This is a genomic window from Lentimicrobium sp. L6 (genome assembly GCF_013166655.1).
Taxonomy (GTDB): domain Bacteria; phylum Bacteroidota; class Bacteroidia; order Bacteroidales; family UBA12170; genus UBA12170.
Genome location: NZ_JABKCA010000027.1, coordinates 1 through 14184 on the forward strand (window position 1 = coordinate 1; position 14184 = coordinate 14184).

8 protein-coding genes are annotated in these 14184 nt (G+C 36.6%); 4 read left to right on the top strand and 4 right to left on the bottom strand.

Annotation, left to right across the window (positions count from 1 at the left end; all coding sequences use genetic code 11):
* Positions 1–657: 657 nt before the first annotated feature.
* Together HNS38_RS08395 and HNS38_RS08400 are read right to left on the bottom strand one after the other, a co-directional pair.
* Positions 658–7794, bottom strand: a complete 7137-nt coding sequence (locus tag HNS38_RS08395) for a hypothetical protein (protein ID WP_172346289.1) — start codon at positions 7792–7794, stop codon at positions 658–660.
* A gap of 126 nt (positions 7795–7920) precedes the next feature.
* Positions 7921–8571, bottom strand: a complete 651-nt coding sequence (locus tag HNS38_RS08400) for an ABC transporter ATP-binding protein (RefSeq protein WP_172280024.1) — start codon at positions 8569–8571, stop codon at positions 7921–7923.
* A 718-nt stretch (positions 8572–9289) separates the two neighbouring features.
* Between HNS38_RS08400 and HNS38_RS08405 the strand changes: the two genes are divergently transcribed.
* From HNS38_RS08405 to HNS38_RS08420, 4 genes are read left to right on the top strand one after another with little or no spacing between them, the layout of a single operon-like run.
* Entirely contained in the window at positions 9290–9628 is a 339-nt protein-coding gene (locus HNS38_RS08405) for a TM2 domain-containing protein (RefSeq protein WP_172280026.1), read from the top strand.
* A gap of 4 nt (positions 9629–9632) precedes the next feature.
* Positions 9633–10034, top strand: coding sequence for a DUF2752 domain-containing protein (locus tag HNS38_RS08410; RefSeq protein WP_216663670.1), 402 nt, complete (start codon positions 9633–9635; stop codon positions 10032–10034).
* Positions 10031–10495, top strand: coding sequence for a DUF4870 domain-containing protein (locus HNS38_RS08415; protein ID WP_172280030.1), 465 nt, complete (start codon positions 10031–10033; stop codon positions 10493–10495). Before HNS38_RS08410 ends, HNS38_RS08415 begins: the two co-directional genes overlap by 4 nt.
* Positions 10496–10502: 7 nt before the next feature.
* A complete protein-coding gene (locus tag HNS38_RS08420) occupies positions 10503–11297 on the top strand; it encodes a M48 family metallopeptidase (protein ID WP_172280032.1) in 795 nt (264 codons plus the stop codon).
* A 410-nt stretch (positions 11298–11707) separates the two neighbouring features.
* Here HNS38_RS08420 and HNS38_RS08425 read toward each other — a convergent pair whose 3' ends face one another.
* Complete coding sequence (locus tag HNS38_RS08425; RefSeq protein ID WP_172280034.1) at positions 11708–12826, bottom strand: putative manganese transporter; 1119 nt, start codon at positions 12824–12826, stop codon at positions 11708–11710.
* Position 12827: 1 nt separating this feature from the next.
* Complete coding sequence (locus HNS38_RS08430) at positions 12828–14063, bottom strand: Nramp family divalent metal transporter (protein ID WP_172280036.1); 1236 nt, start codon at positions 14061–14063, stop codon at positions 12828–12830.
* Positions 14064–14184 lie beyond the last annotated feature (121 nt).

The window sequence follows — 14184 nt, forward strand, 5'->3', positions numbered from 1 at the left end:
ATGATTTGGAGAAAGACGATCAATTAGCTCTGTTTTTATAATCGAACTCAGGTTTTTAGAAATGATTTGCTTAAACCAAGCTATTACAATCAACACTAAACACTGACAATCTGCTCCTTACAAACCTATATAAATTTATTGTTAATTGGGTATTCAAGATATTATAATAGAACGCTACGCTGTAGCTCAATTGAAAACATGTGACATGTTTTCTATAAAGAGCTTGGTGTTCTGCACCAAATTCTCTTCGGAAAAATCATTCTTCTTTAATTTCAAATATCATTGTTTTAATGAAAAAATTAAACAATCTCAATTTGACATAAATCATTCTACCATATTCACACTCAAGGTCCAGAACACCACCCTATTTATAAATGCATAAATCAGACATGAAGCCTAAGGTGAAGAGCACCGACCCTGTTTATAGAAACCGTATTCCCCAAATAAAACCAGAGGTGCAGCGCACCGTTCTATTTATCATTGATCAAAAAAAAGACCCAGCCAAAGGCCAGGTCTCAAATATATTTTAGGGGATACTATTATACCGATGAGAAATTGATGGAGTTTTAAATGAGATTTTAGCCTAATATATTTCTATCGGCATTAAGCATAGTAATTTTAAAGCTTCATTATACTCGCTTTAAAAAACAATGGCTATTAAATCCCATTACGAGATATCTTAATCAACTTCACTTCCACCGAACCTCCTTCTGGGAGAAGGCTGATATAATCGTTATCTTGATTCACCCACTTCACTTGTTTACCAATGCTGACAAAATAGCTGTGGTAGCCATCTGAGTTCTTTAGTGGAATGGAGTAACCTCCGCTTTGACTTCCACCTTTACCGAAATTCACAAATAGCTTCACGGCTTGTTCGGGGTCAGATAATTTCACTTCCAGAAGGATATAATTCTCACTTCTGTCTTTAAAAGAAATAGGGTCAAAAGTAAATTTCTCTTCATGGTTTTGGGCGATGGTCATTTTTCCATCGAGAATATGGACCATGGAATTTTTCTTAATGAGCTCAAAAATCTTATCAATCATTTCAGAAGGATATTTCTCGAATGGAAACACCGTCAAAGCCTTCTCAAAACTCAAAATAGATTCCTGATAATACTTGGTTCCATAGAAGCGTTCTCCATCAGCAATATATCGGTCATATTCTTTCTGCTGTGCTAAGAGTTCTTTCTCTAGAATAGCATTGATTTCTGCTAGCTTCTCTTGAGGATACAGCTCCTCTGTTTTTATTTCTGAAGCTTCCTGATAAGCTAATTTAGCAGTATCCCATTTCTTAGATCTAAAACTCTTATCACCATTATCTATAGCTTTCTGATAGGCCACATCTTTTTCTCTTTGGATTTTTGCTAATGCGGTTCTGGCCTCCTCTATTTTTTGTGGAGGATAGGTCTCATGAACATAAATGGCTTGAGCTTGTGTAAATAGGCTGATAGAGGTTTCGTAATCTTCAGCTACAAATGCTTGGTCTCCTTGCGCTACTAGACTTTCAAAGCGAGCTTGTTGATCAGCCATTAACGCTAAAATCCCATTGATTTCCTCTATCTTCTGCTGTGGATATAATTCCTCTGGTAAAATCTCTAATGCAGCCAGATATTTTGTTAAGGCCATATCGTAACCTTGTTCTTTAAAGGCAGCATCACCGGCAGCAATAGCTTTATCAAATTCCATTCTTTTGCGGGCAATATCTTGTAGAATCTGGTCTATTTCCATGATTTTTTGTCGTGGATAAACTTCCGTTGATAAATGCTCTAAGGCTGACTGATAACTTTGTTTTGCAGCTTCATGTTCAGAAGCAGCCAATTGGGCATCACCCTGAGTAACTGCAGCATCATAAGCGGCTCTAGTGGCGGCCATGGCATCTAAAATCGTTTGAATCTCGGTGATTTTTTCAGCAGGATAAGTCTTAGCAGGTAATATTGCTAAAGCTTCTTGAAAATGGCCTAAAGATGCTTCAAATTGACGCTCTTTAAACTCACCGTCTGCAGTATTTATTAATACCTGGTATTGCTCATGCTTTGCTACTAATTCATCTATCTTCACTATCTGTTCTTGAGGGTAAGTTCTATCCGTAAAAATCAATGAAGCTTCTTGGTATTGTTCTTTGGATTTTGCAAAAGATTCTTGCTGCAATAAATCATCAGCTTTAGCAATTACTTTATCATATTCTGCGTTTTTCCTAGCTAGTTCCTCTAAAATATCTCTAATCTCGCTCATCTTTTGCTTAGGATATTCTTCCTCCACTTTAAGTATAGATGCAGCCTCATATTTAGTGATAGCCGTTTCATAATCTAATGCAGTAAACAATTGATCAGCTTCTAAAATAATGGCATCATATTGGGCTTGCAAATCAGCAATGGCTTGTAATTTTTCATTAATGATATTGATTTGCTCTTGAGGATAAACCTCCTCTGTTTTTATTACTAAAGCTTCTTGATATTTAGGAAGTGCTAAACTCCACTCCTCTTTCACAAATTGCTTGTCGGCTTCTTTGATTAAAGCATCATACTGCTTTTGCTGGGCAGCTAGTTCCAATAAAATCCCTTCTATCAGTTTCAATTGTGTTTGAGGATATGCTTCATTGGCTTTAATAACCAATGCTGCTTCATATTTATCGATAGATGCCGCATAGTCTTTTAACTCCAACAACTGGTCTGCCTCAGCTACTAAAGCATCATACTGTGCTTGCTGAGCAGCTAACTCACCTAATAGATTATTTAATTCGGAGATTCTTTCCTTTGGATAGGCCTCCTCCGTTTTGATTTGAGATGCAAGAGTATAATTTGTTAAAGCATCTTGCCAGCTATTGGATTGATAGAAAGCATCTGCATCGGCAATGGCTTTGGCATAGGCCGCTTCCATTTCGGCCAACTCTGTTAACTTTTTATCAATTTCTTGAATTTGAGTTTGAGGATAAACCTCATTGGCTTTTATTCCAAGTGCTTCTTGATATCCTTCTTTAGCCACTTGCCATTCTTGAATAGCAAATTTTTCATCGGCAGCAGCAATAGCAGCCTCATAAGCCGCTTGTTGTTCTGCTTGTGATTTCAGCAAGTTTTGAATGGCTAAAATCTGTTCCTTAGGATAAGCCTCCTCTGTTTTTAATGCAGATGCTTCCTCATATTTAGTGATGGCAGCATTATAAGATTCTGCATCTCTATTTTGGTCAGCGGCAGCAATGGCTTCTGAATATAATCTATCATTTTCAGCTATTTGCAATAGGATGGCTTCTATTTCCGCAATCTTCTCTTTAGGATAAGCTTCCTCTGTTTTCATTTCAGAAGCTTGTTTATATTGCCCTAATGATATTTCATAGCTCTTCTCTGCTAAGGCTGCATCCGCCGATTGAATTAACTGAGCATACAGTGCATCTTGATCTGCCATTTCCTTGAGGAGGGCATCAATTTTAGCAATTTGTTCAGTCGGATAAGTCTCGTTGGACAAGATAGTGAGTGCCTCTTGATACTTGGCTCTAGAATCCACATAAGTACTGGCTGCAAACAATTCATCAGCGCTAGCAATTAAGGCATCATATTGAGCCTTCTGAGCAGCTATCGCTTCCAGTTTTGCATCAATATCAGCAATACGAGTTTTGGGATATTCCTCCTCAGCTTTGATTTCTAAAGCATCCTCATAAGCGGTTCTTGCCATTTCCCATTCACTTTGGTCATAATAAGCATCAGCTTTTGTAATGGCAGCTTGATATGCCGCATTTTTATCCGCCATAGCTTGCAATAAACCATCAATCTCGGCAATACGCTGCTGAGGATGGCTTTCGTTGGCAAAAATCACTAAAGCTTCTTGGTATTTACCTTTAGACTCTGAATAAGTCTGGGTTCCAAATAAGGCATCAGCTTCAACAATTAGTGCATCATAAGCCGCTTGTTGTGCTGCTTGGTCTTTTATCTTCTGGTTGATTTCAGTAATTCTATCTTGTGGATATTGTTCTGCGGGTTTTAATCCCAAAGCAGTTTGATAAGAATCTAAAGCTGATGTCCACTCGGTAGCATCAAAGGAAGCATCACCATCGGCAATAGCTTTGGCATAAGCGGCTTCTTTATTGGCTAGAATTCCATCAATCTCGGCAATCTTTTCTTGAGGATAAGTTTCGCTAGGTAGAATGGTCAATGCTTCTTGGTATTTGGCTTTGGCATCTTCATAAGTTTGAGTTCCGAATAAAGCATCAGCTGCCGCTATGATGGCATCATATTCTGCTTGTTTGGCTTCTTGGTCTTTTATCTTTTGGTTGATTTCTGCAATTCTATCTTGGGGATATTGTTCCGCTGGTTTTAATCCCAAAGCCGTTTGATAAGAAGCTAGAGCTGATGTCCACTCGCTAGCATCAAATGAAGCATCACCATCGGAAATGGCTTTGGCATAAGCCGCTTCTTTGTTGGCTAAGATTCCGTCAATCTCTGCAATCTTTTCTTGAGGATAAGTTTCGCTAGGTAGAATGGTCAATGCTTCTTGGTATTTGGCTTTGGCATCTTCATAAGTTTGAGTTCCGAATAAAGCATCAGCTGCCGCTATGATGGCATCATATTCTGCTTGTTTGGCTTCTTGGTCTTTTATCTTTTGGTTGATTTCTGCAATTCTATCTTGGGGATATTGTTCTGCTGGTTTTAATCCTAAAGCCGTTTGATAAGAAGCTAGAGCAGCGGTCCATTCTGTGGCTTCAAAGGAAGCATCACCATCTGCAATGGCTTTTGCATAAGCTGCTTCTTTATTGGCTAAGATTCCGTCAATCTCTGCAATCTTTTCCTGAGGATAAGTTTCGTTTGGAAGAATAGCTAAAGCCTCTTGGTATTTGGCTTTGGCCTCTTCATAAGTCTGAGTTCCAAAATGACCATCTGCTGCCACAATGATGGCATCATATTCTGCTTGTTTGGCTTCTTGGTCTTTTATCTTTTGGTTGATTTCTGCAATTCTATCTTTTGGATATTGTTCCGTTGGTTTCAATCCTGAAGCTGTTTGATAAGAAGTTAAGGCATGAGCCCAATCTCTGTTATCAAATTTAGAATCACCTTCAGCTATGGCAGCAGCATAGGATGCATCTTTATCTGCCATTCCTTGTAATAAAGCATTTATTTCTGCTATTTTAGTCTTAGGATATTCTTCACTTGGCTTTAATTCTGAAGCTTTTTGAAAATGGCCTAAGGCTAAAGACCAAGCACTTGCTGTAAATTGTTCGTCACCAAATTTGATTTCTTCTTGGTAAGCTAATTCTAAATCGGCGAAATCTTTCATGATTCCCTCAATAATGGCCATTTGATCTTTAGGATAAGCCTCCTCTGTTTTCAGCTGAGAGGCTAATTTATAATTATCAAAAGAGGGTGCATATTCCTTAGCCTGAAATTCTACATCTGCCTGTGCGATTAGCTCATCATATTTTTCGGCATCTGCAGCTAATTTGACCAATAAACCATTGATGATTTCTATTTGTGCAGGAGGATAGTTTTCTTTAGGCTTTAATTCACTAGCACTTGCATAAATTCCAAGTGCGGCTTGATATTCTAGAGCTTCAAATTTAGCATCGGCTTGAGCAATAAGGTCAGCGTAGTTACCATCCATAGCTCTTATTCTTCTTTGCTCTTCTATGGTATTGATGTCCTCAATTTTATATTTAGGATACATTTCTTCAGACTTAATTTGAGAAGCAATGAGGTATGCTGATTTGGCATCACTAAGCTTTTCTTGCTCGAATAACTTATCGGCATTGGCAATGGCATCCTCGTACTTCTTATCCAATTCCTTTTGAGCACCAAGTCTTCTTTCAATTTCACTGATACGTGATTTTGGATAAACCTCCTCCGATTTTATCTCTAAGGTTTGCTGATAGGCTAATAGCGCAGGAGATAAACTGTCAACAGCATATAAATCATCAGCTATCTTCAAGGCAGCTAAATAGCTTGCATCCAGTTCTTTTTGCGCATTGATTAAAGCATCAATCTCATCAATTTTTTCTTGAGGATAGACTTCGTTTGGCTTCAGGTTTTTGGCTGCATAATAATCGTAAAGGGCATTCTCATAATCCTTGGCTTGGTACTTGGCATCCCCTGCCATGATTAAGGCTTGGTATTTATCTGCAGCTTCTAAAACAGACTGGATTTCAGCTAGTTTATCTTTTGGATATTGTTCATCTGCAATTAATAATGAAGCTTCGGTATAGGATTCAATGGCCTTTTCATAAGACTTCTGCTCAAAACTTCTATCGGCTTTGGCTATTATTTTATCGTATTCTTCTCTATTGGCTTGTTGGGCTCTAACCTCTTTACATTCTTCCTTTAACTCATTCACTCTATCTATCACCAATTGAGCCCTTTGCTCATCAATATAGAAATTGCCTTTGTTCTTATGATAAGTAATTTCAGTTAATGGCCTATCAAGAATAGAAAGGTCTACAGAACAATCGGGGAATAATTCCACCACTAAATCATATTCAAAGATAGTATTGTGATTTACATCGCGAGGCAGGGCAGTATTGACATCAAATATCTTCTGCACATAATTGGATTTATAGAACTTAATTTGATAGTTGGAGTTTAAATTCAATTTGAATTTGTGTCTTCCATTTGTTCCAATTTCGGCAGTTTCTTTTACACTACCTCCTTCTATTAGCTGAATTCGAGCATCAAATAATCCATTGTCATTTTCATGAACAAAACAGGAAATTTCGATATATCCCGTTGCTAAAAGGATGTCAATTTCTAATAACTGATCTTTCGGGTATTGCTCATCTGGTTTCAATTCAACAGCCTTGGAATACCTAGAAAACGCAGATTGATATTTCTTATCTTTAAAAAGCTGATCACCATCAGCAATAGCTTTGGCATAGTCTGTTTCCAACTTATCAGCTTTGGCTTGTTCTTTATCTAATCCAGAATTAATCTTTGTCAACATGTTGGCGGCATAGGTTTTCTCAGGGAGAAGGGCAATAGCTTTTTGATACTCTGACTTAGCAGCGGCCAAATCCTTGTCCACATATAATTTATCAGCAACAGCAGTAATTTGGTCATATTCTTTTTCTTTCTCAATGAAGACCTTCATTTTAGCAATTTGAGCTATAGCATATTCATCTCCAGGTTTTGTTTCCAATGCTAATTCATACTGGCTTAATGCTTCAGAAAATTTTTGATAATTGAGCTGTTGGTCAGCCTTGAGGATGGCTTGCTCGTATTTCTGTCTATTGGAATCTTGGTTTTGGAGTATATTGGCAATCTTGATAATCTGATCATTGGGATATTTCTGAGCGGCATCAACATTAGCAGCATCGCGATAGAAACTAATGGCCTGCTCGTATTCCTGTTTTACAAAATGCTCATCGGCGGTTTTTATAGCTTGTTCGTAAACCGAATTCTTCAAATTAGCCGCCTCTAATAATGTTTGAGACTCCTCTAATCTTGATTTCGGATGTGCTTCGTAGGCAATAAGCGCAAGAGCTTTTTCATAATTGACGATGGCCGTTTCATAGTCTTTTACATCAAAAGCTTCATCGGCAGTTTCTATATATTCATCATATTCACCTCTTACGGCCATTTCTGCTTTAAGGAGGTTGATGATTTCCTGAACTTTTTCATTAGGATAAGCCTCCTCCGGATTGAGTTTTGCAGCTAATTGGTAGGTAGCTTTAGCATTATAGTAATCCTTGTTTTGGTAGTATTCATCTGCCGATTTTATCACCGATGCATAATCCTTAACCTCTTGGGCCCAAATTGAACCAGTGAAAAGGATAAAAAAGGCCAATAGGCTGATGATGTTTTTTGTATTCTTACTATTCATAAAAGTATTTTCAGGCTTTAGAACTAGTTTAAACTTAGACTTAAAATTGTGAGCAATCTGTTGTCATCATTAAACATATTCTTAAAAGATTATCAAAATATAACGTTTCGTCCCTTGCTTTATTGCTTATTGTATTTGACCATCAACCAGGTGTACCGTACGATCGCAAAGCGATGCCAAATGTTCATCATGGGTCACCATTATAAAGGTTTGTCCAAACTCATCGCGGAGTTGGAAAAACAAGCGATGTAGTTCTTCGGTATTGGTTCTATCGAGGTTTCCAGAAGGCTCATCGGCAAAAACCACTTTCGGCTGATTGATTAAAGCCCTTGCAATGGCCACTCTTTGTTGCTCCCCTCCCGATAACTCAGAAGGTTGATGCGTTAAGCGGTGATCCATTTTCAAAAACTCTAGAAGCTTCTTTGCTTCTCTCTCTACTTCTCGAAAATCTCGTTTGCCAATAAAACCAGGCATACAAACATTCTCTAAACAATTAAACTCAGGTAATAAATGATGAAATTGAAATACAAAGCCAATATTCTGATTTCTGAAATCCGCTAGCTTTTGCTCCTTCAAATCGAAGACAGAAACACCATCAATCAAAACCTCCCCTTCAGAAGGTTTATCCAAAGTCCCCAATATTTGTAATAGTGTGGTTTTACCAGCACCAGAAGCACCAGTAATCCCTAAGACTTCGGAGGAATTCACTTGAAAATCGATACCTTTCAGTACTTGTAGATCTCCGTATGACTTCTTGATATTTCTAGTTTGTATCATCATTTCTATTTAACCCGCAAATATCAGATTATTTTGGGAATAAAAGGACTTCTAAAAGGGGTATCACTTAATTATTTATCAAACCTTCGGTGGTTTTTAACTTAATTTAAATGTTGAGGATATTTTGATTGAAAAGCAAAGCCATTATTTTAGAAATATTGGCTTATTCTATTGATTCGGCATATGAATCTTATTTAAGAGTTTAATTCTTCCTAGTTTCTTGAATAGCTCACTTCGAAGAAGATTTTAAAGCTATAAATTCAATTGAAATAAGGTCATTGCGAATAAAGTAAAGCAATCTCATTAAATCTAGACCAGCTTTTTAATGCCAGAATTAGACATTGAAGATTAAAAATTTGGATTAAATGTTCATTGTATGGGTTTCGATTTTCATAAGGTATGACTTCCTTTTCTTTAAGCTGTTTCGATGCCTGAATAGGAAATCTGCGCAAACAGACCTATTTTAGAGATTACTTCTATTCTATCTTTTTAAGGATGGTATTAGATACAATTTTCGTTTTTCCTTCTTTACAAACTGGTTTCTCAAACTTATAACATCTTTGATATATAGTATTTTTTCTTAAATTTGAGCTGTTTTTGATTTCACAGTATGATTTATATCAAAACAAACTATCTTATGGAGTCCAGAAACCATAATTAAACGGGGAGTATCCGAAAAGCCAGAAGAGTAGGAAAATCAACAATCAAAATCAATATTATGGATGCTCAAAAAGTAGACATGTTTATCATTAGCAACAACAAATTCTTTGAAAGTCATAGAGTTGTTCAAATTCGTGAAAAAATGCTTGAAATGGATGAATCAAAATGGGGATTTATTCAAACGCTTCAGTTTAAAGATCCAACTATTGCCTTAATCATCTCCTTATTGGGTGGTTCATTAGGTATTGACAGGTTCTTTATTGGTGATACAGGCTTAGGCATAGGTAAACTATTGACTTGTGGTGGCTTGGGTATATGGGCCATTATTGACTGGTTTTTGATTATGGGGGCAACCAGAGAAAAAAACATAGAAATATTAGCACAAGTGATGCGCTAATCTATTGAAGCCTACAAAATTTTATATTATTGTTTTAGGCGCTTGCATGGCAGGATATATTTGGCTTGGACTTCAAACCTATTTGCCCTCTGATAAAGTTGGCCTCTGTTTGATCAAACAAAGCACAAATATCCCCTGCCCTTCTTGTGGTACCAGTAGATCTATTTTGAGCATTTGTAAAGGTGAATTTTCGCAGGCTCTCCAATGGAATCCTTTAGGTTATATTTCACTTTTTATCACGCTCATTTCTCCTTTTTGGATCCTTTTGGATTGGGTATCCAATAAAACCACCTTCTTCAAAGCCTATAAAAACATTGAAATTCAATTAAAAAAACCCATCATCTATATTCCAAGTATAATATTAGTATTGGCCAATTGGATTTGGAATATTCTAAAAGGATTATGATTCAAATTAAACCATTTCATTACCAGCCTAGCGAGCATGAAGCTGAGAAAGCTTCCAATAGTTATCTGATGTCCCTAGTAGCTTTAGTAGGAGGGCTGCCTTTCCCTATTATTAACTTATTTGCTACTCTTTTCTTTTATATTGCCAATAGAAAAGGGACAGGCTTTGTAAGATGGCACTGCAAACAAGCACTCTTTTCGCAATTATCCCTCCTCTTCATAAATACTGTTGCTTTTTGGTGGACCATCGCTATTCTCTTCGAAAGCGAAATTATTACCAACTTTTATATATCCTATATTATAAATGCGCTTATTTATAATATAGCCGAGTTTATTGCAACGGTGTATACCGCTATTCAAACCCGAAAAGGACTGCATGTGAATTGGTATTTTTATGGAAATCTATGTGATTGGCTCACTAAGGATTCCAATGTCAAAGAAATAGATTCTCCATTCCTATAAAGATTAAATGATGAACAAATTATTCACCGAAGGGCTCCTCATAATTATCATATTCTTTGTCAGTCTTTTTATGATCAATCAAATCAACTGGATGACTTTTTTCCAAGTAGAAAAAAAGACGGAAAATTTAGAAGAAGAGCTTGGAGAACTGTTCTATGATTTTATCTTACAGGATTATATTGAGATTCAAGATGAGAATACTCTGATAATCATAGATTCAATTTTCTTTAGAATCACCGAACAAAACCACATAGATTCTGATAAAATTCAAATCCACATCATCGATAATAAAGAAGTAAATGCTTTTGCATTACCTGGAAATCATTTAATTATCAATACTGGATTAATGAGTTCCACAGACTCGCCAGAAGAACTAGCTGGAGTTATCTGTCATGAAATCGCACATATAGAACTGGATCATATAATGAAAAAACTGGTTAAAGAAGTTGGGGTGAGTTTATTAGTTTCTTTGGCTGGAGGAAATTCAGGATCTGAAGTTTTAGCAGAAACAGTTAGACATTTATCCTCCTCAGCATTCGACAGAAAACTTGAAAAGGAAGCTGATTTAAAAGGCGTTGATTACTTAATAAATTCGAATATCGACCCCAATCCTTTTGCCGATTTCTTTTATAAGATAGAAGACAATGATGATTTTATAAAGCATTTCTCATGGCTAAATACCCACCCAGAATTAAAAGCTAGAGCTCAATATATTGTAGAATATATCAATAAAAAAGAATATCAATCTGAACCCATTATTTCTGCATCTTCCTGGAAGATACTAAAGGAAACAACTAATTAATCAGCAGCAAACACCTGACCTTGAGTATCTAATATTTGAAATAATATAATTCCACACAAAGAAAAGGCAAAGGAAAATCGCTAAGCTTGCAAAAGAAGATAGAACGCAGATGACACTGATTTGACGGATTTTCGCTGATTAGATTTTATAATAAGACAAGATTTCGTGTATTAGAATGTTCGCCACCACCCCAGATCTCCTCCTCAATCGTTTACCATTCCTTACAATTCCTCAAGTCTCCAAGTCTCACTTTCACCAGTTCTCCAGCTCGTTCTTACTTCATCTCGATATGAAAAACAATTCTTTCAGTAGCACACAACCTTGAACCTTGAACCTTGAACCTTGAACCTTGAACCTTGAACCTTGAACATCTAAACTTTGAACTTTTAGTTTATAACTCCAATACATATTTAAAACCCAGCCCAAAGGCCAATAGCACCCGCCAATAATCCCACAGCTACATTTATTGCCTTCATGGTGAAAAAGCTTTTTCTGGATTCTGCTAGTAATGGTAAGGCACCATGTCCGTCTTGAACAATGGAGCTAGCCAATAATACACTAAATGGAATTAAGCCTTGGAAAAACATAATAACAAATACCAAGTGTGGGCCAGATTCCGGAATAATTCCAATTAGAACTGCAAGCAGCAATACCATCCAAATATTATCAGTTATCCACTCGTTAAGCTCATAAAACTGTCCTAAAAAGGCAATTAAAATCATGGCACCAAAAGACCAGCCTAAAATCTTTAAAAAGTGTTTTTTGATCACATGACCCCAAAGGTGATCCTCCAAAAAGTGATCGGAGGAAGTTAAGAAAATATATAAAGCCGTTATCATTACAATCACATAAGTAAGCATAATCCAGTCGATTGTAAAAGATTCGTGGCCATGCTCGTGATCGTGGTCGTGAATATGCTGAGGTTGGGCTCCATCAAGAGTTGAAATATCAAAATGCTCATGGTGAAAAACGCCAGTGGCCATTCCAATCAAAAAGGAAACTACTCCGAAAATTAATATAGCCCTGATAAAAGTGATATTCTTTAAATTCTGAATAATGGATGTAGCTGACTGAGGATGGGCATCTACTTCATGTTGGTGGACTTCCATGTGTCCAGGAGGAACACAGAAAAACTCAAATCGCTTTCCAAAATACATCAATAAAACTCCAACAGCAATGGCAATCGCCATCACAATTAAATTAATTAGAAGCGCATACTCCGGAATTAATGAAAACATTACAAAAGCTTCATCTCCAGAAGTAGCTATCATGGCTGTCACCAATGCTGCAAACCGAATGACTTCATGTGCATAGAGCGAAACAATGGTATAAGCCCCCAAGCAACCAGGAACAATTCCTAACACCGCCGCAAAGATGATCTGAAGGAAAGGAGATTCCTTCAAGCGATGCGCCCAGTCTCCTCTAGTTTTTACATTCATATATTCTATCACCATCATCATGACCATCACAAAGGTGGTAATCATAATAGTTTGGCTGATAATTTTATGAAATTCAATATTTTCTAACATACTATAAGTATTTCCAAATCATATAAAACACACTAAATAAACTTAAGAATATCATTCCCACCCAAGCATAAATTTTAAGCCACTTGGGAGCTTGGTCGTCTTTATCAATAGACATCATAGCCCAATAATTGAGGATGGCTAATAGTGGAGCTGTCACAAAAGAAATGGTGGTGGCCAAGTCTACCATAAACTTCATACTCTTGCCAAACCAAATCATCAGACCCCAAGAACCCAAAACCAAAACCACCATCCAAATAAGATAGTTTTTATTTTGAGACGTATTATTAAGTTTTTTGGAGGGCAAAAGTAAGCTAAAAGTTGGTTCGAGCACACGAGGGTAAGCATCTAAAACAGTAATTGAAGTTGAAAGCATAGTGGTGAAAGCAGCTACTCCTATAACATAATAAGCCCAATGACCTAAACTGGCAGTATACATGTTCACCAATTGCCCAGCAAATGCAACTCCTTTATCAGAAAACTCTTGACCACTCCCATACATTACAAAAGCTCCTAATGCTAAGAAACCAATAGCTAAAAATGCAGTTCCTATATACCCAATATTGAAATCTCTAATGACAGCTCTCATATTGGGTTTTTCATTACCTTCCTCATATTTTGCCTCTGTCCATGTTGAGTGCCAAACAGATATATCAATAGGTGCTGGCATCCAACCAACAAAAGCTATCAAGAAAGCAATATCAAAGGCATTGGTCCAATCAAAATGATAGATCCCAGCCAATTCAGATTTAAATGAGAAAGCTATTGCAAAAATGGTACTAACTGTTAAAACTAGGATAATATATTTCATACCCTTTTCTAAAATCCGAAATTTTCCGATAATTAGAAAAACCATAATTAAAACCATTATCCCCATTGTCATCCACTTAATATCAGCAGATAAACCAGTCAAACCACCCAATAACCCAGCAGTCACCATACTTACAGCTACTGTTATGACAAACATGGTAGATAAGGTAAACAAAGCATATAAAACCAAAGCCCATTTTCCTATTTTTTTATAGCCATGCACTAGACTTTTCCCTGTACTTGCTGCATATCTTGGTGCAAATTCGAAAAACGGATACTTGAGTATATTAGCCAATAATAATACTCCAATTAAACCAAAACCATAACTAGCACCTGCTCTTGTGCTTTGCACTAAATGAGAAACTCCCACGGCAGCGCCAGCATATAAAAGCCCTGGTCCAAGATTTTTTAATATTGAAACGATTTTCATTCGTATTATTTGATATACAAAATTACATTATTCTTTATTGTTAAAAATAAAAATTGACTTCATAGACAATTTTTATTCTACTTTCTGGTCTACAAATCATAATATCAGGTAAATCACTGAT